At 68.9% G+C, this 21,221-nt stretch carries 19 protein-coding genes and 5 pseudogenes; 12 read left to right on the top strand and 12 right to left on the bottom strand.

Annotated features, from left to right (window positions below; genetic code table 11):
- Positions 1-265: 265 nt before the first annotated feature.
- Positions 266-715, bottom strand: coding sequence for a hypothetical protein (locus tag K4G64_RS29275; RefSeq protein WP_221758977.1), 450 nt, complete (start codon positions 713-715; stop codon positions 266-268).
- Positions 716-758: 43 nt separating this feature from the next.
- Here K4G64_RS29275 and K4G64_RS40590 point away from each other — a divergent pair, with 43 nt between their 5' ends.
- The gene (locus K4G64_RS40590; RefSeq protein WP_260461129.1) at positions 759-887 is read left to right on the top strand and encodes a hypothetical protein; all 129 of its coding nucleotides are present in this window, start codon (positions 759-761) and stop codon (positions 885-887) included.
- A 59-nt stretch (positions 888-946) separates the two neighbouring features.
- Here the strand turns inward: K4G64_RS40590 and K4G64_RS29280 are convergent, their stop codons facing one another.
- The 4 genes from K4G64_RS29280 to K4G64_RS29295 form a co-directional block, all read right to left on the bottom strand.
- Complete coding sequence (locus tag K4G64_RS29280; protein WP_221758978.1) at positions 947-1,141, bottom strand: antitoxin; 195 nt, start codon at positions 1,139-1,141, stop codon at positions 947-949.
- A gap of 154 nt (positions 1,142-1,295) precedes the next feature.
- The gene (locus K4G64_RS41145) at positions 1,296-2,570 is read right to left on the bottom strand and encodes a discoidin domain-containing protein (protein WP_221758979.1); all 1,275 of its coding nucleotides are present in this window, start codon (positions 2,568-2,570) and stop codon (positions 1,296-1,298) included.
- Between the two features lie 199 nt (positions 2,571-2,769).
- Entirely contained in the window at positions 2,770-4,158 is a 1,389-nt protein-coding gene (locus tag K4G64_RS29290; protein ID WP_221758980.1) for a prolyl oligopeptidase family serine peptidase, read from the bottom strand.
- A gap of 81 nt (positions 4,159-4,239) precedes the next feature.
- Positions 4,240-5,703 carry a CitMHS family transporter gene (locus K4G64_RS29295; protein ID WP_221758981.1) on the bottom strand — a complete coding sequence of 488 codons (1,464 nt, stop codon included), beginning with the start codon at positions 5,701-5,703 and terminating at the stop codon, positions 4,240-4,242.
- A 174-nt stretch (positions 5,704-5,877) separates the two neighbouring features.
- On the opposite strand from K4G64_RS29295, the gene K4G64_RS29300 reads away from it, so the two are divergent.
- The 5 genes and pseudogenes from K4G64_RS29300 (at position 5,878) to K4G64_RS29320 (ending at position 11,215) form a co-directional block, all read left to right on the top strand.
- On the top strand, positions 5,878-6,804 hold the full coding sequence (locus K4G64_RS29300) for a LysR family transcriptional regulator (RefSeq protein WP_221758982.1): 927 nt from the start codon (positions 5,878-5,880) through the stop codon (positions 6,802-6,804).
- Between the two features lie 189 nt (positions 6,805-6,993).
- Positions 6,994-8,211, top strand: a complete 1,218-nt coding sequence (locus K4G64_RS29305; RefSeq protein ID WP_221758983.1) for a CaiB/BaiF CoA-transferase family protein — start codon at positions 6,994-6,996, stop codon at positions 8,209-8,211.
- Entirely contained in the window at positions 8,201-9,187 is a 987-nt protein-coding gene (locus K4G64_RS29310) for a CoA ester lyase (RefSeq protein ID WP_308122522.1), read from the top strand. The genes K4G64_RS29305 and K4G64_RS29310 overlap by 11 nt, the downstream gene beginning before the upstream one ends.
- 1,480 nt (positions 9,188-10,667) lie before the next feature.
- Positions 10,668-10,901, top strand: a pseudogene (locus tag K4G64_RS29315) (PLP-dependent aminotransferase family protein); the annotation flags it as partial.
- A 152-nt stretch (positions 10,902-11,053) separates the two neighbouring features.
- A complete protein-coding gene (locus tag K4G64_RS29320; RefSeq protein ID WP_308122523.1) occupies positions 11,054-11,215 on the top strand; it encodes a Dyp-type peroxidase domain-containing protein in 162 nt (53 codons plus the stop codon).
- A gap of 565 nt (positions 11,216-11,780) precedes the next feature.
- Here the strand turns inward: K4G64_RS29320 and K4G64_RS29325 are convergent.
- Together K4G64_RS29325 and K4G64_RS29330 are read right to left on the bottom strand one after the other, a co-directional pair.
- The gene (locus K4G64_RS29325) at positions 11,781-11,984 is read right to left on the bottom strand and encodes a cold-shock protein (RefSeq protein WP_014670069.1); all 204 of its coding nucleotides are present in this window, start codon (positions 11,982-11,984) and stop codon (positions 11,781-11,783) included.
- Positions 11,985-12,347: 363 nt separating this feature from the next.
- Positions 12,348-12,530 (bottom strand): hypothetical protein, encoded by a 183-nt coding sequence (locus tag K4G64_RS29330; protein ID WP_221758984.1) that lies wholly within the window; start codon positions 12,528-12,530, stop codon positions 12,348-12,350.
- 173 nt (positions 12,531-12,703) lie between these two features.
- On the opposite strand from K4G64_RS29330, the gene K4G64_RS29335 reads away from it, so the two are divergent.
- Positions 12,704-14,389, top strand: coding sequence for a ribonuclease J (locus tag K4G64_RS29335; RefSeq protein WP_221758985.1), 1,686 nt, complete (start codon positions 12,704-12,706; stop codon positions 14,387-14,389).
- Between the two features lie 479 nt (positions 14,390-14,868).
- Here K4G64_RS29335 and K4G64_RS29340 read toward each other — a convergent pair.
- Positions 14,869-15,087: pseudogene (locus K4G64_RS29340) on the bottom strand (GNAT family N-acetyltransferase); the annotation flags it as partial.
- A 126-nt stretch (positions 15,088-15,213) separates the two neighbouring features.
- On the opposite strand from K4G64_RS29340, the gene K4G64_RS29345 reads away from it, so the two are divergent.
- Both K4G64_RS29345 and K4G64_RS29350 read left to right on the top strand, forming a co-directional pair.
- Positions 15,214-15,588, top strand: a complete 375-nt coding sequence (locus K4G64_RS29345; RefSeq protein ID WP_221758986.1) for a hypothetical protein — start codon at positions 15,214-15,216, stop codon at positions 15,586-15,588.
- Between the two features lie 191 nt (positions 15,589-15,779).
- The gene (locus K4G64_RS29350; RefSeq protein WP_191848598.1) at positions 15,780-16,160 is read left to right on the top strand and encodes a helix-turn-helix transcriptional regulator; all 381 of its coding nucleotides are present in this window, start codon (positions 15,780-15,782) and stop codon (positions 16,158-16,160) included.
- Positions 16,161-16,809: 649 nt separating this feature from the next.
- On the opposite strand, the pseudogene K4G64_RS29355 reads toward K4G64_RS29350, so the two are convergent.
- Positions 16,810-17,022, bottom strand: a pseudogene (locus K4G64_RS29355) (glycoside hydrolase family 97 N-terminal domain-containing protein); the annotation flags it as partial.
- A 72-nt stretch (positions 17,023-17,094) separates the two neighbouring features.
- Here K4G64_RS29355 and K4G64_RS29360 point away from each other — a divergent pair.
- Positions 17,095-17,902, top strand: a protein-coding gene (locus K4G64_RS29360; protein WP_374206457.1) for an IS5 family transposase whose coding sequence is annotated in 2 segments (ribosomal slippage) — positions 17,095-17,450 and positions 17,449-17,902 — 810 coding nt in all. Because the reading frame shifts where the segments join, the coding sequence is not laid out codon by codon here.
- Positions 17,903-17,907: 5 nt separating this feature from the next.
- Here the strand turns inward: K4G64_RS29360 and K4G64_RS41550 are convergent.
- Together K4G64_RS41550 and K4G64_RS29370 are read right to left on the bottom strand one after the other, a co-directional pair.
- A complete protein-coding gene (locus K4G64_RS41550; protein ID WP_221758988.1) occupies positions 17,908-18,309 on the bottom strand; it encodes a hypothetical protein in 402 nt (133 codons plus the stop codon).
- Between the two features lie 89 nt (positions 18,310-18,398).
- Positions 18,399-19,052: a hypothetical protein gene (locus tag K4G64_RS29370; protein ID WP_221758989.1), complete on the bottom strand. Its 654-nt coding sequence runs from the start codon at positions 19,050-19,052 to the stop codon at positions 18,399-18,401.
- A gap of 97 nt (positions 19,053-19,149) precedes the next feature.
- On the opposite strand from K4G64_RS29370, the pseudogene K4G64_RS41150 reads away from it, so the two are divergent.
- Positions 19,150-19,242: pseudogene (locus tag K4G64_RS41150) on the top strand (metallophosphoesterase); the annotation flags it as partial.
- Positions 19,243-19,339: 97 nt separating this feature from the next.
- On the opposite strand, the pseudogene K4G64_RS29375 reads toward K4G64_RS41150, so the two are convergent.
- Positions 19,340-20,572: pseudogene (locus K4G64_RS29375) on the bottom strand (DUF5685 family protein).
- Positions 20,573-20,620: 48 nt separating this feature from the next.
- On the opposite strand from K4G64_RS29375, the gene K4G64_RS29380 reads away from it, so the two are divergent.
- Positions 20,621-21,221, top strand: a 601-nt coding sequence (locus K4G64_RS29380; protein ID WP_221758992.1) for a hypothetical protein, incomplete at its 3' end; no start/stop codon positions are given.

Genomic DNA, 21,221 nt, shown 5'->3' on the forward strand with positions numbered 1-21,221 from the left:
CCTCACCGCCTCCCTGCCCCGATGCCCTGCGCCCCGCTCCCCCACTCAGGCCGCGGCAACGCCGCATCCGGCTGGATCGCGCGCCTCTCGGGACTGCGTCCCCAACCCCTCACCTGCCGAGTCACCCGTGCGCCCAGGCTCACTCACACACAGCAAAACAGCAGGTGCAGCCGCGGCCACGCGTGGTGCCCGGCCCGGCCCGTCCTTGCGTGTTCAGCGTTTGGCGGTGCCCATCTGCTCGGGAATCGTCTGCCGGTGCTCGCGGTCAGCGGCTCTGGCGTACGAACTGGTCTTGGAGCGGGTTGGCGAGGTGTCCCAGGTGGAGGGGCGGTCGGCCGCGGTCAGGAGCCTGTTGATGAGGCGGGCGAACTCGTGCCCGGGCAGAGGGCTCGGCATCGGGCTCGCGGAGATAGCCGGCCGCCACAGCGGTCGGGATGTAGGCCATGAGCTTGCTGACCCCGGGCGGTCGTGAGCGGACGGTCTGCTGGGGAAGGTGGCGCAGGATCCGCATGAAGTGGGTGGTGGAGGTGCTCGCGATCCGGTGATCTGCCGGACGCCAGGCTCCCGCGTGGTCGAACGCGGCGGGTTCGGGCGGGGGCTGGACATCATCGGTCTGGCGGCGCCAGAAGTCCGCGGTGTCCCGCTCCCCCAGCGCCAGGTGGTGCAGGTAGAGGCAGTAGGCAGCGGCGGCCTGTCCGGCGCCGGCGGCGTACAAGGACGCGGTCCCCCCGGCCTGACGCCCGTCGGTCCCTGCGTGCGTGCCGTCCGAGGACGGAGTGCGCGTCTTCCTGCGCGCGGGTCCGGCACACGCCGTACGGGTGCCGGTGGTGCACGTCGTGGCGGGAGTGTTCCGCTACGTCGTCGGCCGGGCCGGCGTCCGCGGCTGACCGCTTGCTTCCCGTCCCCGGCGGGCTGCACCTGGGACGGGAAGCCGGGCCGTACCGGGTCAGCGTTCCGGCGTACCGCCGTCGCGGTAGGAGCGCCGCACGGCGTCGGCGGCCTTGTCGGTCCGGGAGTCGTACTTGTTGCCCGTCCGCTGGTCGACCGCTCGCTCAGCGCCCGCGACGCCCTTGTCGGCCTGGTCGGGGTGGCCCTTGGCCATCTGCCTTGCCTTGTTCATCATGTCGCCGAGCTTGCCCATGGGATACCTCCCGGATATGCGCGCGTCGTACCCCGCCGCAGGTACCCCTCCGGCCGAGCGCGAATCACCAGGGGCGGCTCACACCGCCCCGTCCTTCACCCCGGTCGCCCGCCGGCCGCCGGCGCCGCCCCTCATCACCCCGGGAGCGAACCGGTCAGAACGGGCACGTGTCGATCCAGCGTATGACCAGATCGGTGTTGTTCTTGTCGGCATCCCGTTGGGAACCGCACAGGAACGGACCGAAGCGGGTATCGGCTCGCAGCCAGTGGCTGAAGAAGGACACGATCCACTTGCCCTGCTTGGCCTTGTTGCCGTAGCCCGTCATAGGGCACAGATGGTCGCCGGGCACCTCGATGTAGAGCTTCTCGGCCTGGGACATGGAGTTGTACCAGGGCACAGCGTAGTCGTTGCCGTGGGCGACCGGGTCGCTCTGACAGGTCAGGAAGAACGTGGGGTCGGTGACCCCAGAGAAGTTCGGGTCGCGATGGTACGGGGCCGTGGGCACGCCCGCCCTGAAGCGCGGGTCGTCCCGGAGGGCCGCCATGACGCCACCACCGCCCATCGAGTGACCGGCCGCGCCAAGGGTGCCGTTGAGCTTCCCCGAAATCGGGTTGCCGGGAGCGTTGCCGAGCGCGAGGAGCTGGGTGCCGGCGGCCGTGATCTGGCGGCCGCGCGATTCGGGATCGTCGGTCAGTGTGTTGGTTCCGACGTTGATGACGACAAAGCCCCAGGAGGCGAGGCGCGGTGCCAGCCACTCCAGGTTCTGCTGTGTGCCCTGATAGCCCGGCATCAGTACGACACCCGGGTACGAGCCACTGGCCGTCGGGTAGGTGACCGTGCCGGAGCCGTACCCGCTCGGGCTGGGAACGGCGTAAGTGGCGGTGGTCAGTGGGCCGTTGGCTGCCTCCAGCGACGCGGTCGTCGGGTCCGGGATGCCGGTGCCCGGAGGGATACCGTCCAGGGAGCCGTACACCTGGAACTCCCACAGCGAGTAGCCGTAGGCGGTGCCACGCTGGGTGGCGTGGATGCGGACGTACCGGCCCTGGCCGTCCACGTCGAGGGTCTGCACGCCGCCGGTGCTCGTCGTGGTCGAGTGGATGGTGGTCCACGTGGTGCCGTTGTCGGAGGTCTGGATCCGGAACGCGCGGGCGTACGCGGCTTCCCAGCGCAGCACCACTTGGCTGATGGTGGCGGTGGCGCCCAGATCGACTGTCAGCCACTGCGGATCGCTGAAGCTGCTCGACCAGCGCGTCCGGCTGTCGCCGTCCACCGCCGCCGACGCGGGGGTGGACGGCATCTCGGTGGACGAGGTGGTCACGGGCCTGCCCTGGGACAGCAAGTCCACGGCGGCGGCCGCCGGCCGGGCGGCGGCTGTCAGCAGAGTCAGCGTCAGGCCGAGGGTGGTCGCCAATGTGACCAGTACCGTCATGGCGCGGGGCCGGATCCGTAACGGCGCGGTCGTGTCGGCCGAATTGCGGGAGGGACGCATTGCTTTACCTCCGGGATGCTGTGAGAGGGGTGATCGGACAGCGCAGGGTGCACCGGACGGTGAGCGCTGCCGGATTCACCGGAAGGGAACTCCTCGTGCGTGTGCGGAAATGGAAAGGAAGGGCGCCGGGTGCGGCCGGTCAACGGGCCTGCTCGAAGAGCCAGTCGATGACCACGTCGTTCTCGTACGTCTGGGCCCATGAGAGGTGTGCGTTCACCGGTGTCGTGCCGGCCGTGTAGCTCGTGAACAGCACGTGGCTGCGTGTGGCGCGAGCCTGCCGCAGGAGCGCCCGGGACCGGGCCTCGAACTGTGCCTTCGGCAGATCGTTGGCCCACTCCCCCCGGCTGACCCGTGCACCGGCGGCCTCCAGCGCGTTCATCAGCGTCCAGGTGCCGGGGTTGCCGAACCGGCCCTCGCGGTAGGGGACGACCGGGTCGTCGACGGAGTGGTCGGCCCAGATGGGGATGTGGGTGATCCTTTCCATGGCGGTCACGTCACCCCAGCCGGCGGTGGGCAGGGCAGCCGCGAACACGTTGGGGCGCTTCGCCAGCAGGCTGTAGATGCCGCGCCCACCCGAGGACAGGCCGACGAGATAGAGCCGGGCTGTGTCCACGTTCCGGGAGTGCTCGCTGACGAAGGCGTCGATGAGTTCTATCAGCGCACCCTGGACCGTGGCGTCGGTCCAGTCCGTGCCGTCGGGTCCGTTCATGGGCCGGGGCAGGGGGATCTGCGGGGAGAGGACGAACGCGGGGTTGCGGCGCTGTCGTTGCGGTGTGGCGAACGTGACCGCGATCCGGTTGGACGTCAGCTGGGTCATGTTGTTGTCCGCGACTTCGCCACCGCCGTGCAGGGTGACGACGAGTGGGTACCGCGTGCGAGGGTTCCGTACGAACCCCTCGGGCCGGTACAGCCGGAAGTCCAGTTCGAACCCCGCCGAGTCGGTGAAGGACCCAGCGGTGAAGTCGTCGGCCACGGGAGTGATGACGTCGTCGTTCCGGATCGCGAACGGGCCGGCTTCGAGTACCGGTTTCCCGTTCGGGGTGAGCACGTCCGCCATCTGTCTGACGGAGTAGGCGCGGTCGAGCGGAAGGGGATCGGTGCCGGCGGCGCGGGCGTTGGTGTCGTTCGGGTCGAGCTCGATGATCAGGCACTTTCCTGGCCGTCCGGGGCGCGACCGGTCGTCCACTTCGGCGGCGGTGTTGGAGTACACCCTGGTCACCGTCCGAGCCTCGGTTCGCCCGCCCACGGTGGCCTTCACCTCGAAGGCGGAGGTCGGGACCACTCCGCCGCGTAAGTCGATGCGGTGCGTGTACCGGACGGCGACGGCTGTCACCAGCCAGTTGTTCCGCGGCGTCACGCGTGTGACGAGGTCGGTGCGCAGGACCGGATTGACTCCGGGGGTGGCTCGTCGTCCTTCGGGTGTGGTTGTCGTGGCGTCGGTGGCCGTGGCGGTTGCCGTGCTCACGACCGGCGCCGCGACCGCTCCCGCGGTGGCGGCGAGCACCGTACGTCTGGCGATTCCTCTCATGGGTCCTCGTTTCGGTTCGGTGGCATCCGGACGGGTGCCTGGTGTGTGGGGGTCCGGTCGCCCGCCTCGGGCTCCCGGCGGTCACGGCGGAAAGGCGCCGGCCAGCAGGGCGCCGGCGGTCATGACGAGCGTGGTGGCGAAGGCCCAGCGGAAGATGAACCGCTGGTGTTCGCCGAGCGACACACCGCTCATGCCGATCAGGATGAACGTGGACGCGGTGAGCGGGCTGAGCGGGAATCCGGTGGTCATCTGGCCGAGAATGGCGGCCCGGGCGACCTCGGCCGGGTCCGTGCCGAACCCGTTCGCGGTCTCGGCGAGTACGGGCAGCACTCCGAAGTAGTAGGCGTCCGGGGTGAAGACCAGGCTCAGCGGCATGCTGGTGACGGCCACCAGGACCGGCAGGTGTGATCCGACGGAGTCGGGGATGACGGAGACGAACGCCTCGGCCATCTCGTCGATCATCCGCGTGCCGCTGAGGATTCCGGTGAGGACGCCGGCCGCGAAGATCATCGTGGTGACCAGGACAACGCTCTTGGCGTGCTTGTCGAGGAGGGCCTGTTGCTGTTCCCAGGTGGGGTGGTTGACCAGCAGCGCGATCGCGAAGCCGAGGACGAACAGCACCGGGAGCGGGAGAACTTCCTGGATCAGGCAGACCATGAGGGCGATGGTGAGCAGGAGGTTGAAGATGTTCGGCCAGAGCCGCGGCCCGGGTTGGACCAGGGCGGCGCCGGGGCCGTCTCCGGGTGACCTGAGAGTGGCTTGACGCTCCTGGCCGGCGGCCGTCGTGGGAGTGATCTGCCGGCCCGATTCGGCTGCCGCGGGCGCCATGTCGGTCGTCGAAGCGGCGGGGTTACGGTCGTCCCGCTCGTCCTCGCCCTTGTGCAGGTCCGTACGCACACCTGCATCCGTCGCCGGACTCTGCGGCGACAGCACGCCGAGACGCTTGCGCTCCCGGCGGCCGAGCACGTACGAAGCCGTCAGTACCCAGAGGACGCCGAAGCCCATCGCGGGCAGCACCGGGGTGAAGACTTCGGAGCTGTCCAGCTTCAGCGCCGCCATGGCTCGAACGGTCGGGCCACCCCAGGGGATCATGTTCATCACGCCCGCGCCCAGGCAGACCACTCCCGAGAGCACCAGGGGGTTCATGCCGAGCCGCTTGTACACCGGCAGCAGCGCGGAGATGGTGATGACGAATGTGGAGGCGCCGTCGCCGTCCAGGGCCACGCACAGCGTGAGGACGGCCGTCGCGATGGTGACCCGCAACGGGTCGCCCCGCGCCGCGCGCAGCAAAGCGCGGATAAGAGGGTCGAAGAGCCCGGCGTCGACCATCAAGCTGAAGTACAGGACCGCGAAGGCGATCATGATGCCGGTGGGGGCCACCTTGGACAGTCCGCCGAGGATCAGCTCGCCCAGATCGCCCGCGAAGCCGCCGATGAGTGCCGCCAGCACCGGAAGCAGGACGAGGGCGACCAGCACCGAGGTGCGTCTGGTCATGGTGAGCAGCAGCAGGACGGCGATCGTGGCGAAGCCCAGGGCTGCCAGCATGGCGGCGCTCGCTTTCTCGGGGACGGCCCTCGGCGACGGTGGGCGGGGCGGGGCCGACCGAGGTGATACGCGAGAGTTTCGGAGCACCAGCGGATCGGTGTCCAGCATCAAACTGAGATCTGTCTATTCGATAAACGCATCAATTCACGAAGGTGCGCCCTAAGCTCGTCGGCCATGGAGGCCACCACCTTGCGTCAGCTGGCGGCGTACACGGCCGTCGCCCGGGCTGCGAGCTTCACCGCGGCCGCGGCGGACATGCACGTGTCGCAGTCCTCGCTCAGCCGCGCGGTCGCGGATCTGGAGCGACAACTCGGCGTCCAGCTCCTGGAACGGGACACCCGCAACGTGCAGTTGACCCCTGCCGGTGTCGAGGCCCTGCGCGTCGCCGAGCAGATCGTCACCGCTCACAGGGCGGGTATGAAGGAGCTCAAGCGGTATCTGCTCGGGGAATCGGGAACGGTCGCCGTGGCCACCCTGCCCTCCGTCGCGGCTGTGCTCCTGCCGCAGGTGATCTCCGCCTTTCGTGAGCGGTGGCCGCAGGTGGCAGTACGCCTCCTCGACGGTCTGGAACGGCTGGTGCTGGACCGGGTCCTGTCCGGTGACGCCGATTTCGCGATCACCACCGTGGGCAACCCCCCGGAGCCGCTGGAACACCGCCCCCTGGTCAGGGACCGCTTCGTCGCCGTCCTGCCGGAAGACCACCCGTTCGCCGACCGTGACGAGCTCACCTGGGACGACCTTGCTCGTCAGCCGTTCCTTGCCGTCGGCCAGAACTCGAGCGTGCGCCGGCTCACCGATGCGGCGTTCGCGCAGATCGACGCGCATGCGGTACCGGCGGCCGAGGCGGGCAGTATCGCGACGGTGGGCGGACTGGTGACCACCGGCCTCGGGGTGTCGGCGATGCCCGCGCTCGTGCTCCCGCTCATGGCTGCCGGGCCCGTCGTCTGCCGTCCCTTGGTGGACCCAGTGGTGGACCGGCGCCTGGACATCGTGGTGCGCGCCCGGCGAACGCTCCCGACGTCGACAGAGCGGTTTCTGGAGACGCTCGAGGACTACCGCCTCCAGGGCCGGACTCTTCCGCCCGGGGTCTCATGGGCATGACACCGCGTGGTCCATGCCCATGCCCGGAACCCCCGCTATCGGTTCCGCCCGCCGCACCGGCGCCAAAGGCCTTTCCCGATTGATGCGTTCTTCGCATTGATTCATGGCCTTCTGATGCTCGACAGGCATTTCTCTGCTCCTGCAATCTGAGGGAACGAGGTGAGGCAGCAGGGGCGAGGGAGCGCATCGGTGTCGGACAACGAGCGGAACACCACCGGATGTGGGCAGTTGCAGGGGCTGAAAGTGGTCGAGTTCGCCCATGTGGTGGCCGGGCCACTTGCGGGCTCGATGCTCGCCGACCAGGGGGCCGACGTCGTGCACGTGGAACCCCCCGGGGCGGGAGACGCGGCCCGCGCCATGGGGCCTCAACGAGACGGTGTCTCCCTGTGGTTCAAGGTCGCCGGCCGCAACAAGCGCTCGGTCACCCTCGATCTGCACCACGCGGCCGGCCGGAGTGTCGCCCAGCGGCTCGTCGCCTGGGCGGACGTAGTCATCGTCACGCTGCGCGCCGGGCGCCTGCGCGACTGGGGACTCGAGTGGGACTCCATACATCGGATCAACCCCCGGGCGGTGTTGCTGCAGATCTCCGGCTTCGGCGCCACCTCGTCGCAGGCGGACGCCCCCGGCTTCGGCAAGATGGGGGAAGCGCGCAGCGGAGTCGTCCACCTGACCGGGTTTCCCGACGGCCCGCCCGTCCACACCGGCTTCTCGCACGGCGACGCCGTGACCGGCCTGATGGGCGCCTTCGCCGTCCTCGCCGCCCTCCACCGCCGCGACCACGACCCCTGTTTCGACGGCGAGTGGATCGACCTCGCTCTCTTCGAGTCCCTGTTCCGTCTCGTCGAGTGGCAGGTCATCGTCCACGATCAGCTGGGACGAGTGCCCCAACGCGCCGGAAACCAGCTGGCGGTCGCCCCCGCTGCCGTGATCAACACCTACCGCTCGCGCGACGGCGAGTGGATAACGGTGACGTCCGCGACCCTGCGCTCGGTCACCCACATCGCCCGCCTGCTCGGAGTCCCCGAGCATGAGTTCGCCACCGCGCAGCAGCAGTACGAGCGGCGTAAGGAGCTGGACGAGGGCCTGCGCGACTGGGTCGCGGAGCGCGACGCCGGTGAGTGCCTCGAGGAGTTCGCCCGCGCCGAAGTCGTGGCCTCACGGGTGTTCGACGCCGCGGACATCGCAGCCGACCCGGTGTACGCCGAGCGCGAGGACATCATCACCATGGATGACCCCGATCTCGGTCCGGTGCGTATGCAGACGGTCATCCCGCACTTCCGCCGGCACCCCGGCCGGATCTGGCGGACAGGGCCGGCCCTCGGGCAGGACAACCACCTCGTCTACGGGCAGTGGCTCGGGCTCAGTGCGGACGAGCTGGCCGACCTGGAGAAGAGCGGTGTCATCTGAGGCGTCCTCCAACAGGTTCCCCGATGTGGACCCGGCAGCGGCAGACCGGCCCCCGCTGCGCTCCCTGCTCTTCGTCCCCGGAAACAGAACCGATTGGCTGCCCAAGGCCCGGGCGGCGGGCGCCGACGCGGCCATCCTCGACCTGGAGGACGCGGTGCCCGACTCGGGCAAGCTCGCCGCCCGAGCACAGGTGACCGACGCCATCGCGCGGGCCGGTGCCACGGCAACCGACCAGGCGGCACGGATGGCACTGTTCGTGCGGGTCAACCCACTGGACGGCTGGGCGGGGGCCGATGAACTGCGCGCGATCGTACGGCCCGGGCTCGCAGGGATCGTACTCCCCAAAGTGCGCTCCGTGCAGGACGTGGAGCTCGCCGACCGGCTGCTGGGCTGGTGCGAAAAGGAACAGCGCCTGCCGCCAGGACGAGTCGCCCTGGTGCCCTTGCTGGAGACCGCCCGTGGCCTGCGAGAGGCCTACGACATCGCCCGAGCCGCCCCTCGCATCGCCTACCTGGGTGCTCTCACCGCTCCCGGCGGTGACGTGGAACGCGCCGTCGGTTACCGCTGGAGCCCCGGGGGGACCGAAACAGTGGCACTGCGCTCGCGCGTTCTGCTGGAGGCCAGAGCGGCCGGAGTGCCCTGCCCCGTCAGCGGATTGTGGACGCGCGTCGCCGACCTGCCGGGCTTGCGCGCCTTCGCCGAACAGAACCGCTCCCTCGGCTACGAGGGAATGATGGCGATCCATCCTTCCCATGTCCCCGTGATCAACGAGGTGTTCTCACCCGGGCCCGACGAACTCGTCCGCTTCGCACGGCTGATCGCCGCGGTTGAGGCGGCGCAGCAGGACGGAGCAGGCGTTGTGGCATTCGAAGGTGAGATGGTCGACGAGGCCATGGCCCGCACGGCACGCCTCGCTCTTGAACGACACGGGGCGAACATTCGCGTGGCTCAAGAACTCCCGCCGTCCGGCCCCTGATCACCCGGCTGGCGTGTCAGACAGTCGACCGAATTCTCCCGAATATGCCCTGCGCCGGCCGAACCTGGTTCCGCGGCCGTTCCCTGGTGCCCCCGCGCCGAGGACGACACGGTTGGTGGGCGATCGTGTTCGCCGCGATCTGGTCCCGCTTCTTCCGCCGCGGCCCCCCTGGAGTATCTGCTCAACGCCGCCACCAAGCCGGCGAAGCACATCCGATGAGGGTCGGCCGGGGTGGCTCGCCGGAGGCTGCTCTTGCGACGCCGTGACCGGCACGGCGTGCGACTCTGTGAAGAGCCGTCCATGTTCCGAAACCCGCAGCGCCGCTCACCCCGATGACCCCGCACGCGGTGATCAGCGCCTTCAACCATGGGGTGAGGCGCTAACCTGCCCGGAGGTCAGGTCTCGCGTGGTGGCAGGCGGCGAAGGCTGCCCACAGCGAGCGGACGGCACCCGGGCCCTGATCGAGGTCCTGCTGATGGGTCGCCACGTCCCCCACGAACACCTGGTCGCCGGACGGAAGGCGGCCGAAGCCGACGAGGTCGCGGATCCTGTCCCGGCCAAGCCCGACCGAACGAACGTGACCTCGCGCCGCACTGGCAAGAGGGACACCAGTCCTCCTCGCCATCTCTGCCGGCCATCGCGGAGACCCCGACCAACCGCCTCAAACGTCTGCTGAGCGCGTTCAGCGACAGCCTCCACGACGCACGCACTCTCGCACCCTCGCCCGGACTATGGGTCCGGCGTCGCGTACTGCGCCGGCGCATGGCAGCCGTGCTCGTTCACCAGCATGGTCGGTGACGGGTTCGTCGTCGGGAGGTCCGGCGTCGAGGCGCTGGCGGATCTTGGTAAGGGAGAGGTCCGGGGCGAGTTTCGAGCCGGAGAACCAGACGGGTTCGCCGTCCCGGTTGCGGTCGCCGGGGAGGGCGACCTTGTATTGCCAGCAAGCTCCTGGACGCCCTGGATGCAGAGGCTCCCAGCGCCTCCTAGCCGAACCCGACGAACCGAGACGTCTGCTGTGCAGCAACTCAGCCAAGCCTGCCGGCACCGAAGCCTCGCTGTCTCGTGCCCGAGAGGCCGGTCCGGTCAGTGGCTTTAACCAGGCGAGAAGTCCTGCTCACTTCGGTTGCAACCGGCACCGGGGCTGTCGGTCTGCCCGCCGTGAGCGCCCTTGCCCTGCGGGGCGACTCCTCCGACAGTGCCGAAACGGCTGCTCACCTACGCGGCGCAGCACCCCTGCCTTTCGCGCAGCTCCATGCCCTGGTTCTCACCGCAAGCGACCAGGAGCGTGCGCCAACGTGCTACTTGCCGCTCACCACGCCATCGCTGCGATCGACAGCGGCGACGTCGCCGCCTGGCTGTCTGTCGGCGAGGGCGCCTTGCCCTCGCCGACAGACAGGCCACGGCCCTTGAAGAAGATGCCCTCGTTCGCGGGTGACGTGTTGGACCCTGCACAGTCACATGGCGACCTCTTGCTCCAAGCGAGGCGTGGGCGAGCGTCCTCGACCAGCTGAGCCTGGCGGACTTCATCGTCTCGGGATCGTACGACCGGCATGTACGCCGGATGCGGCAGCGGTACCGCGGCCGCCGGGACCGGCTCGTCGCGGCACTGGCCGAGCGCGCGCCGCACGTCGAGGTGACCGGCGTGGCGGCCGGGCTGCACGCGGTGCTGCGGCTGCCGCCCGGCACCGAGGCCTCCGCGGTCAAGGCCGCCATCACCGGCTCCTCAGCCCGCGCCGTACGGCAGGCCGCAGAACAGGCACTTCGCGCGCTACCACAACAACAGCTGCGCTGGCGCGCGGACGGCACCCGTCCCGAGAACCGGTCCGGCGCAGCTACAACTACCACCGGGCCCCGGACCAAGGGCTGATCTTCTCCTGCTTCCAGAGTGATTTGGAGAAGGGCTTCGAGGCGGTACAGCGCAGGCTCCAGGGCGAGGCCATGGCCAAGTACACCCTCACTACGGGCGGCGGTTACTACTTCGTCCCGCCGCCCGGAGACGCATGGCTCCGCGCGCCGACACAGGAGTGATTGCGGGCTGGCTCATGGATGCCCAAGCACCGCGGCATAGATCTCATGAGTCAGACCCCCATCCGGGACGGCACTGTGCAACCGTCCCATTGGCCCCGGCACACCGGCATGAACCGATCACAGCCGCATGGCTTCGAACGAACCGGCGCTCAACCTGGCTTTGACGGGCTGACGCTGTGTTGACTACTCGCCCATTCGTGACCGGCATTGACGAACGGCTTGTGGCCCTGCGGAGCATCACCGCGGGCGCGGGGCCGACTCGCCCGACCCGAAATGAACAACGACCCCGGTCGGCCGGAGTTCCACGAACCGGAAGGTAGTCCTCGTCCCGACTCCGCCACCGCGTTATCGCTATCGACGGTCGAGCCGCCGCAGTCCACCCCCGTCCGGCACTGCCCTGTCACCTGCCTTGCGCCGTCGTACCGGCAGTTCCGCGCACTGTTCCTGCCCATGGCTCATTGGGACACGCGAGACACCGATCGGCTCTGACCCGCTGACCAGGCGGCAGACGGTAAGGGCCCGGCGTCCCGAAGCCGGGATGCCGGGCCCTTACCGAGGCGCGCGATCAGGCGGGGCGGATGTTCTCTGCCTGCGGACCCTTCTGGCCCTGCGTGACGTCGAACTCGACCTTCTGGCCCTCCTGCAGCTCGCGGTAGCCCTGGCTGGCGATGTTGGAGTAGTGGGCGAAGACGTCGGGGCCGCCGCCCTCCTGCTCGATGAAGCCGAAGCCCTTCTCGCTGTTGAACCACTTCACTGTGCCCTTGGCCATGACTGTCTCCTTTGAGGGAAACCGGGCACGCACCCTGCGCGACCGGGAGGTGATCGCCCTGGTCCGGAGATGCGCTGAACAGCAAGAACGCCCGTGAGGCGATCACGGGCGAACGGAACTTCGGAACCACGACTGCTGATCACAACGCTATAACGGCATGACGGAAGCCGCTAGCCAAAACGCGCCAGCATCCGGCCGGGAACGAAGGGCTGGATCGCTCGTGAGGCTCGGCCGATGGTGATCAAGCAGTTTCGCGCCCTTCTTCTGCACAAGGCGGCGAGGCATGGCCTCCCCGCCGCCGACTGTTTTCCGGGTGGGCCTCACCGATCATGCGTGACCGGCCCCTCCCCGCACGAACGCGGATCAGGTCGCCTGGGCTATGCGCTGCCAGGCGACGGCGAGCTTGGCCACGTCGACGCCTTCGCGCTCAAGGTGATCGAAGACAAGGCGGCGGACGATGGCGAGGTAGGTCGGCACTGCCTGCGCCAGACGGGCGCGGCTGAACGCCGGAAAACACGACAGGGTGCACGAGATCTTCTCCAGCACCGGGCGAACGGTTCGCCACGGCAGGCGGTACTGCTTTCACCACTCCCTGTCCCCGGCCGCCGGCGTCATCCGATCGTGCCGAGGCACCCACTGCGGGTACCCCGCTCCGTCGGGAAAAGGAGATCACACAGGCAATGGATCACCCGGTCCCGCCCTCCGGGTACCGTCAGGGTATGAGTCATCCGCACCCCGAACTGAAAGCCGCCCCTCCCCTTCCCGAAGGAGGGCTGCGGGTCATCGCCCTGGGCGGCCTTGGTGAGATCGGCCGCAACATGACCGTCTTCGAGCATGCGGGCAAGCTGCTCATCGTCGACTGCGGCGTGCTGTTCCCCGAGGAGACCCAGCCCGGCGTGGACGTGATCCTGCCGGACTTCACCTCGATCCGGGACCGGCTGGACGACATCGTGGCCGTGGTCCTCACCCACGGCCACGAGGACCACATCGGCGGTCTGCCGTACCTGCTGCGCGAACGGTCCGACATCCCCGTCGTCGGCTCCAAGCTGACGCTGGCGTTCCTGGAGGCCAAGCTCAAGGAGCACGGGATCCGGCCGCGCACGGTGCGGGTGCGGGAGGGCGACCGGCGTGGCTTCGGGCCCTTCGACTGCGAGTTCGTGGCGGTCAACCACTCCATCCCCGACAGCCTCGCGGTCGCGATCCGCACCCGGGCCGGGATGGTGCTGCACACCGGCGACTTCAAGATGGACCAGTTCCCTCTCGACGACCGCATCACCGATCTGCGCGCCTTCGCCCGCCTCGGCGAGGAGGGCGTCGACCTGTTCCTCACCGACTCCACCAACGCCGAAGTACCCGGCTTCACCACCTCCGAGCGTGAGCTGAACCCGGCGATCGAGCAGGTGATGCGCACCGCGCCACGCCGGGTCATCGTCTCCAGCTTCGCCAGCCATGTGCACCGCATCCAGCAGGTCCTGGACGCCGCCCACCAGCACGGCCGCAAGGTCGCCTTCGTCGGCCGGTCGATGGTCCGCAACATGGGCATCGCCCGTGACCTGGGCTATCTGAAGGTCCCCTCCGGTCTGGTCGTGAGCACCAAGGAGCTGGAGAAGCTCCCGGACCACAAGATCACTCTGGTGTGCACCGGCTCCCAGGGCGAACCGATGGCCGCGCTGTCACGGATGGCCAACCGCGACCACCAGATCCGCATCGGCAAGGGCGACACCGTCCTGCTCGCCAGCTCCCTCATCCCCGGCAACGAGAACGCCATCTACCGGGTGATCAACGGACTCACCCGGTGGGGCGCCCACGTGGTCCACAAGGGCAACGCCAAGGTGCACGTCTCCGGGCACGCCAGCGCCGGCGAACTCGTTTACTGCTACAACATCGTCAAGCCCCGCAACGTCATGCCCGTGCACGGTGAGTGGCGCCATCTGCGGGCCAACGGCGACCTCGCCATCCGTACCGGTGTCGACCCCGACCGGGTCGTCATCGCCGAGGACGGCGTCGTCGTCGACCTGGTCGACGGGCGCGCGTCCATCACCGGCAAGGTCCCCGCCGGCAACGTCTACGTGGACGGCATGGAAGTCGGCGGCGCCACCGAAGCGTCCCTCAAGGACCGCCTCACCCTCGCCGCCGAAGGCGTCATCACGGTGGTGGCGATCGTCGACGCGGACACCGGCGCCCTCGCCGAGGCCCCCGACTTCCTGGCCCGCGGCTTCGTCCACGACGACACCACCTTCGAACCGGTCATCCCCGTCATCGAGAAGACCCTGGCCACCGCCGCCGAGGAGGGCGTCGGGGACGCGCGCCAGCTCGAACAGCTCGTCGCCCGCGCGGTCGCGAACTGGGCGTTCCGCACCCACCGCCGCAGGCCCCTCATCATCCCCGTCATCATCGACGCCTAAGCCACAGCCCGGCAGCGCGGTCCCCGTTCCGGTCGCGGTCCCGCCGGGATCGAGGTCGGGCATGGGAGCCAATACGCCAAAGGAAGGGTCACATCGAGGCCGCACTCTCTATGCCCGCCTCCGCGTCAACCTCCTCTGGGCCCTCCTCCGTGACGGATTCCTGCCTCTGCGGAGCACTTGGGTGCCAGCATCTGTGTCAGCTGGCATCCAAGGACCGTGGACATCAGGTTTCACGCAGCTCATGAGTGCGGCACTTGACACTGTCCGGGCCTTGAGGAGCGGGTCAAGTCGGCTCGGATGGGCTCGAATAATGGCCTCCGAAGGTCGTCCGAGAGTGCAGGGGGTCTCCGGCAGGAGACGTGACGGCCATCGGACAATGCGTTGGACGACGGCACACACGGAGCACGCAGCGTCCGGCGGCTCCTGCATGCCGGCCACCATGCAGGCGAAGCCGGTGCCCTGCGAAGCGGCACACCGCATCATTTCGAAGGAATGCGAAACCCGGATTCGGGACGGTCCCACGGCACCGCGGGCGGGTTCGCGAGCGCGGTCCCGATCCGCACTGCACCGGCGCGGTGGTAGAAGTCCTCGGGGGGAAGATGCGACACGACCTTGGCACGATCAAGCCCGGCGGCACGGGCCTCGGACGGCATGTGCGTGACCAGCAGTCGTTCAATACCTATCGCATCATCCGCCATTTTCGACCTCCCTCGTTCAAAAGGGGGACAACAGGACTGCCGGGCACGGGCACTACATAGGGTCCTGGGCACGGGCGGGGAGGGCGATACCCAAGCCGCGCAGAGACCCCAGGAGGAGATGCTGGTATGAGCAATGTGGAGGTCTCCCTGAAGGAGATCATGACTTCGATCGAGGGCGCATTGGGGACCGCGTTGGTCGACTACACCAGCGGTATGGCGCTGGGCACCATGGGGGGCGGCAAGGACCTCGACCTGACTGTTGCGGCAGCCGGCAACACGGACGTGATCCGTGCCAAGGTCCGCACCATGGAACACCTCGGACTCAAAGGCGAAATCGAGGACATACTGATCACGCTCGGCAGCCAGAACCATCTCCTTCGGCCCCTCAAGGGCCGTGGTGGCAACGGCTTGTTCCTCTATCTCGTGCTCGACAAAAAGACATCGAACCTGGCCATGGCCCGCCACCAGCTCAAGCGGATCGAGGCGGGGCTGGACGTGTAGCAAGCCGCGTGCTCCATGGCCCCGCACGCCCACCACTTGAAGAATTCTTCAACTGGCCACATCCAGATCAGAGCAATCCCATGGGTGTGCGGGGCCGCATCCACGAGGATCGGTTCGCAGCACCGCCTGCGGTGGCACGCAGAAGGCCGCCGTGCCCCGACACAGCCCTCACGCGGCAGGGAGCGATTCACATGCAGGTCCCCCTCTACCAGGCCAAGGCCGAGTTCTTCCGCATGCTCGGTCACCCGGTACGGATCCGGGTCCTGGAACTGCTGCAGAACGGCCCCGTCCCGGTACGCGACCTGCTCAGCGAGATCGAGATCGAACCATCCAGCCTCTCCCAGCAACTGGCCGTGCTACGCCGCTCGGGCATCGTCGTCTCGATCCGGGAGGGCGCGACCGTCAGCTACGCACTTGCCGGCGGTGATGTGGCCGAACTCCTGCGCGCAGCCCGCCGCATCTTGACCGAACTGATCGCCGGCCAGAACGAGCTGCTTGCCGAACTCCAGCAGGCAGACGTTCAGCCGGCCCTCATCCCGGGCGGATCCGACCTACCCTCGACCGGTCTGTAGCAGCACGTCGCAGCGTGGCCGGTCACAACGACGCTAGTGCTGTGGCCGAGGGCTTCACCAACGCCTGGAAGCTGTGGGCGGGGAGATCGTGCCGCTCGGCCACAAGGGCAGCTACCAGCCCGTTCGCGCCTACCTGCACATGAAGCGCACCTCACCGCGACCGGTGACCGCCGCCACTCCGAACGGTCTCCGGATGAATGGATTCTCAGGCGCCCGGAAACCCTCACCGAGCCCGAACAACTCCAGCTCAAGGCCGTCCACACGACTGTCCCGAACTCGACGCGCTCACCCGACACGTCCGGTCCTTTGCGGTCGTGCTAACCCAGCGCCAGGGCTAGTTTCTCCCTCACTGGCTCGACGCCGTCCGACAGAACGACCTGCCCAGCCTCCACACTCTCGCTGCCGGCATCGACCGCGACTCCGACGCCGTCACCGCCGGGCTTACTCTGCCCTGGAGCTCGGGTGCGGTCGAAGGGACCTGCCGAGGTACGGCGAGGCCCTCGTCCCGGGCGTGTCGGGTGCAGTGCGCGTAGTCGTGCGGCGGGCGACGTCCCGTACCGGGAAGAAGACCACGACGGTCATGACCGAGTTCGTCGGCCCGATCGCCATCGTGTTCGAACTCGCGAGGTTCACCCAAAATGGGGTTCGCTCCGGTGGGCGCCGAGGCGGCGGTGTACTCGGTGAACTGGCTTTCGTTGTCGGGCCGGTAGGTGCCGAGCCAGGCGCGCGCGTCCGGCGGCAGGCGGAAGGCGGAGGTCTCGCCGAGCACGTCGCCGTGCGAGGCGGGCAGAACGTAGCGGTAGGCGACGCCGCCGGCGGAGGCTCTCACGAGCAGGTCGAGCCGGGCCCCGGCGGGATCGGCTAACTGATCGTTTCAGAATGAGTTGAGCTGCGGGTCTTGTGCTCGGCGATCTTGGTCGGCAGGGTGTCCGAGGTGCGTGCTGATCTTGTTCCTGATGACCTGTGGGAGCGGGTGGCCCGGTTGCTGCCGCCTGCTCCCGAGCGGCACCATCGGCATCCGGGGCGGTTGCGTATTCCTGACCGAACAGCACTCGCTGGCGTCCTGTTCGTGCTGCGGACCGGTGTCGCCTGGCGGGACGTCCCGGCGGAGACCGTGGGCTGTTCCGGCGTGACGGCCTGGCGCCGGTTGCCGGACTGGACCGAGGCCGGCGTCCGGCCCCGTCTACACGCCGCCCTGCTGAGCGAGCTGCGCCGCGCCGACCTGCTGGACCTGGACGACTGTGCCGTGGACGGCTCGCACGTTCGGGCCCTCAAGGGGGGATCACGTTGGTCCCTCGCCCGTCGACCGGGCCCGCCTCGGCTCCAAGCACCACTTGATTGTCGACCGGCACGGAATCCCGCTCGCCGTCACGCTCACCGGCGGCAATCGGCACGATGCCACCCAGCTCCAGCCCCTGCTCTACGCGGTCCCGCCGATTCGGGGAGTCCGGGGACGCCCTCGGCGCAAGCCCCGACGTCTGTACGCGGACCGGGGCTACGACTTCGACAAGTACCGCCGCCTGCTGTGGAAGCGGGGCATCAAGCCGTTGATCGCCCGACGCGGTGTCGCCCACGTTTCCGGACTGGGCAAGGTGCGCCGGGTGGTCGAGCGCGCCTTCGCCTGGCTGCACCAGTCCAAACGGCTCCGCACCCGCTACGAGCGACGCACCGATCTCCATCAGGGCCTGCTCGAACTGGCCTGCAGCCTCATATGCCTCCGCCGTCTGCGGACATCATCCTGAAGCGATCAGCTGGCGACGCTGAACCACCCCGGCCGCACCTCGGCCAGAAGCGGTTGCAGCGACCGCACTGCGGACCGCAGGTCCTCGTCCGTGACGTCAAGAGGCTCCGGCAAGCTCAGCCCATACCAGCGCAGCCGCCAGAGGTCGAAAATTTCGCTCCCGTCGGCTGCGAAGTCCACATCGACCTCAGTGCCGTTGCCACTGACGAATCGGCATCCCGCCCCATGAACCGTGTAGGAGTAGGTACCGAGGTGTCCACTCCGGCTTATCCGGCGCGAACGGGCCAGGCCAAGGACATCTGCCAATCGCTCAAGCGAGGGGATCGCCACCCTCATGGCCTCGTCAATCGCGTGCAGAGCACGGACGTAACCGAACACAAGGTCTCGTGCAGCCCCAACCCGTTTCATACGGCGTCACCCCCTGAGCCCGTGGCTGAAGGGATTGTTCCATGGCCGCCAGCGTCTCCGCAGAACGGCATTCTGAAACGATCAGTTAATCACTCAAGAGTCAACCGGGTCACATCGGGCATCTCCCGGATCGCCTCCTCATCGTCGGCCCTGGCCAGGCCGCTCTCCACAAGCAGCCGCAACCATCTGTCCCGGTATCGGCCGCGCCGGTCACGGCCAGTGACAACGCCCGGTCCGATCATGGCTGCGACAAGCTGGGGGTAGGCCGGCCCGAGGACGAAGCGGTCGAAGAATGTGACGATGTCGTTCGCGAACACCAGGACGTCGATCGTTTCGTCCGGGTGCTTGTACAGGTGGATGTAGTCGTCGATGTCGTAGGAGTAGACGTCCCCGTCGTCCAGGTCCAGCCATATGCGGGAGCTGCACTCGATGTCCACCGGGGCGCGGTGGCGCTCGCAGCCGATGGCCAGGGGACTGCCCAGTGGGCAGTGCGGAACGGTCGCCCGGGCCGCCCACGCGGCTGGGCCCTGGACCTCGTCGGGCTGAAAGAAGCGGAAGTGGTCGGCACCCAGCCGCGAGAAGAGGCGGAACACCTCGGTGACCCCCTGCGGCAGTTCCGGAACGGGCTCCGGATTCCTCGCCTCCTCGATGATCACCCCGAAGCCGTGCTCGGCCTCCACCTGCGTGATCAGCTCGAGCTTGGAGCGAATCCGCTCCAACCCTTCCCGGCGCCCCTCGTCCATCGGACATCCCCCTGTTCTCGTCATCTCGGCGTGAGGAGCAGGGCGGAGTGAGGAGCATGCTGAGCCGGGTAGCCGCCTACCCCGGACATCCACGCGAGTGCTCCCCGCCCTGGTGGCGGTGCTCGCCGGGCCGGATGTGTGCGCCACCGACCGTATCGTGCTCACCGATGACATCACGGCCGGCCCACGTCGGCCCAGGTCCTCGATCGGCGCTGCCACGTAGCCTGACCAGGCGTCCGCGGACAGCGCACGGCAGCCGCTCCCAGTTCCCTTCCCGGGGGCCCGGCTCATACGTCGCAGCAGTCGCAACAACACTTGCACGGGTTGCAGCAACCACCACCACCGCAGCAGCCGTCACCCGCCCCACCGCCGGAACCACCGGATCCCCGATCCCCGCCGCCCGAACCTCCGGCTGACCCGCCCGAGTTGCCGCCACCCCGGCCACCGAACCAGCCGTCGCCCCCTGAACCGCCCTGGTCCGAGCCGCCATCGCGGTTGCCGTCGCCGAACTGCCAGGGCTCTCCGTCGTCCTCGATGCAGATGCAGCAGTTGGAGCACACCCCGCAGCCACGGCACAACCGGCGCCACTGGTCACACCGCCGGCACTGCCCCTCCGGCGGACGGCTCGACGCCATCGAGCCGCCCTCCGGGGCCGCGCCAGCAAGCGCCCCTATGCCGCAGGCCGTGCCGGTCTCCGAAGGTATTTCCGTCGCTGTACGGCGTCCCGGCCAGAGCAGCATGCGTGAGCCCCGCGCCTGGTGGCGACGCTGGTGGTGACGAGGCCGGGGGTCGAAGACGCGGTCAGTGGCACGCTCCAACTCGTCGCCCAGGAGCGCTCGTACCAGCCGCCCGTCGACGAACTCAACTTCTGCCAGAGCGAGTCGGATTCTGTGGACGGCGTCGTCACAGAGCCGGCGCGCACTTCGGCGCGGTCCGTGCCGGTCACGGCAATCGGGTTCCACGCGTCGGACGCCTCGTCCGCGTCCAGGTCCTCCACCGCGTCCAGCAGATGCGCCAGCCGACCGAACAGGCGGCCGGCCTCCGCCAGGGGTTCGGCGTTGCCTGGGCGGCCGGCGAGTACCGCGGTGTGAGCGAAGGCGGCGGCGGTTGCCGTCTCCGTGGGCTCCGTCACCGTCAGCAGCGAGCTGCCGGGGCCGGTCAACCGCTCAATTTCCGGCTGGCGTTCGACCGTGACGAGCAGCACCGCCGTTGTCGAAGCCGAGCCGTTCGCCGCCCGCGGCGTTCGCACGGACCCAGCCGTGGGCGATCCGGCGTGCCGCCAGCGTCACCGGGCGGCACCCCAACAGGCCGTCGCTGTCGGTGACATGGTCACGTATCTTCGCCGCGGCCAGCACCAGCGACACCGTCGCCGCCAGCCATGCGCCCTCGCCCTGCGCCACGTCCGCCGACCGCATCCCGCACAGCGGGCACGGACCGGCGCCTCGCCGCCAGTCCCCGGTACGCTCCGACTGCGCCTCGGTCAGCACCGAGACGATCAGACCGTCGTAGTTGGTGGCCACGCGTGCGAACTGCCCGTACTCGCCAGTCTCGCGGCGACGGGGGCGACGATGCCGTCGTACGCGACCGTCACGATCACCGGTCCGGACGGCAACTACATGTCCAGCATCACAACCTCGCCCGGCCGTAACGATGCCTGGGACAGTGGGGCCCTTGCGGCCGGCACCTACACGGTGCGGGTGGCGGACCGCAGGCTGGACGTCGGCAAGGTGACGCTGACCCTGTCCAAACCGGCCGACGTCGGCGTGCTCGCGCGTGGCGGTGCGGCGGTGAAGGCGACGGTGGGCCGGCCCGGGCAGAACATCCATGCTTCGTTTACCGCCAAGGCGGGTGATGACCTGTCGCTGGAGGTGGCGGCGAACACCTTCACCAGCAGTCTGTGGGCGGGCGTGCTGGCCCCGTCCGGCACCGCGGCGGTCAGCTTCCGGCTTATCTCGGCCGGCGCGTCGGGGTCGATCGCCCTGACCGACCTCGCCGAAGCCGGCACCTACAAGGTGCGGCTCAACCCCACCAACGCGGCCACCGGCTCAATCAACCTGAGCCTCAAGGCGGCGGCCGCGGCAGCGAAGACGCACGCGTTCACCAGCAATGTGCGGGTGTCGGTGAAGAGCGCGTGCCGCGCCGAGCGCCTGGCCCGCACTCTCGCCATTT

It is taken from the genome of Streptomyces sp. WAC04114, from assembly GCF_019733245.1.
In the GTDB taxonomy this organism is placed as follows: Bacteria; Actinomycetota; Actinomycetes; order Streptomycetales; family Streptomycetaceae; genus Streptomyces; species Streptomyces massasporeus_A.